The 1,454-nt window shown below is 61.5% G+C and carries 1 protein-coding gene; it reads right to left on the bottom strand.

Annotated elements, in window-relative coordinates; translation table 11 throughout:
- Positions 1-147 precede the first annotated feature (147 nt).
- Positions 148-1,454 (bottom strand): methyl-accepting chemotaxis protein (locus O8B93_RS27815; RefSeq protein ID WP_269713104.1); only part of this gene is annotated, 1,307 nt, incomplete at its 5' end.

The following is a 1,454-nucleotide window of genomic DNA, read 5'->3' as shown; positions in this document are numbered from 1 at the left end:
GACATCTGGATTGGCGGAGACGTAGCCACCTGCATAGAAGGCACGGTCGCCCTGTAATCGGCTTTGACAAAACGGTTTTCGACTACGCGAAATCTTCATCGGCGGGGGTTTCTCCCCGCCGAAGCTCAATTGGCAGCCAATCGTCGCTCAGAATTCCTGCCAGTCATCCTTTGACGTATCAACAGCGGCATTGCCGGAGAATGCCGAAGCAAGCTTGCGGCCAAGCGCCCGCACGGGAGAGGCCACCGATCTGTCGCTGCCCGCGGCACTGCGCACCGGAGCCGGCTGGCTCTTCTGCTGATAGGCGCCCTCGGCCAGCTTGAACTGCGAAAGCAGCTGGTTGAGCGATGCCACCTCCTTGGCCAGACTGTGGCTTGCGGCATTGGTCTCTTCCACCATGGCCGCATTCTTCTGCGTGTCCTGATCCATCTGGTTCACAGCCGTATTGATCTGCTGCAATCCGGAGGACTGTTCCTGCGCGGCTTCCACGATGGAAACGACATGCCGGTTGATTTCCTGCACTTCCGAAACGATCGTCGCCAGCGCCTTGCCGGTGTCGCCCACCAGCTGTACGCCCTGCTTTACCTGATCGTTCGAGGTGGTGATCAGCGCCTTGATCTCCTTGGCCGCATTGGCGGACCGTTGCGCAAGCTCGCGCACTTCCTGTGCGACGACGGCAAAACCCTTGCCGGCCTCACCCGCCCTTGCCGCCTCAACGCCGGCATTCAGCGCCAGAAGATTGGTCTGGAAAGCGATCTCATCGATCACGCCGATAATGTTGCTGATCTCGTTGGCGGATTTGGAAATCTGCTCCATGGCGATCACGGCGCGGCGCACCACTTCGCCGGATTGTTCGGCACCCGCCTTGGCGCGGCTGACGATCTGCCCCGCCTCCTGCGCACGCTTGGTGGAATCCCGCACGGTCGTGGTGATTTCCTCCAGAGCCGCAGCGGTTTCCTCCACGGCAGCGGCCTGCTGTTCGGTGCGCTTGGCCAGATCGTCGGCAGCCGACTTGATCTCGTTTGCGCCTGCGCCGATGCCGCCGGCATTCTGCGCAACCCGGGTCAATGCCGATTGCAGCTTCTCTGCCGACATGTTGAAGTCGTTGCGCACACCGTCGAGTGTCGCCGTGAACGGCTGGTCGATGCGATAGGAGACATCGCCGTCGGAAAGCTTCGAAAGACCGGTCGCGAGATTGTCGACGGCAAATTTGACGTCTGCCGCTTCCCTTGCCTTCTGCTGCTCGCGTTCGATRCGGTCTTTCTCCGACATCGACCGATTGGCTTCSGTTTCCTGCTCGAGACGGATGCGCTCGATGGCGTTCTCGCGGAACACCTGAACCGCGACCGCCATCTGGCCAACTTCGTCCTTCCGGTCCATGCCGTCGATCTCAGCCGCCGTCTCGCCGCCGGCAAGCGACGCCATGCGCTCACGCAACCGCGCAATCGGTGTGG

It is taken from the genome of Martinezella rhizogenes (assembly GCF_027460065.1).
GTDB lineage: Bacteria > Pseudomonadota > Alphaproteobacteria > Rhizobiales > Rhizobiaceae > Agrobacterium > Agrobacterium rhizogenes_C.
This window is presented reverse-complemented; position numbering and strand designations above follow the sequence as displayed.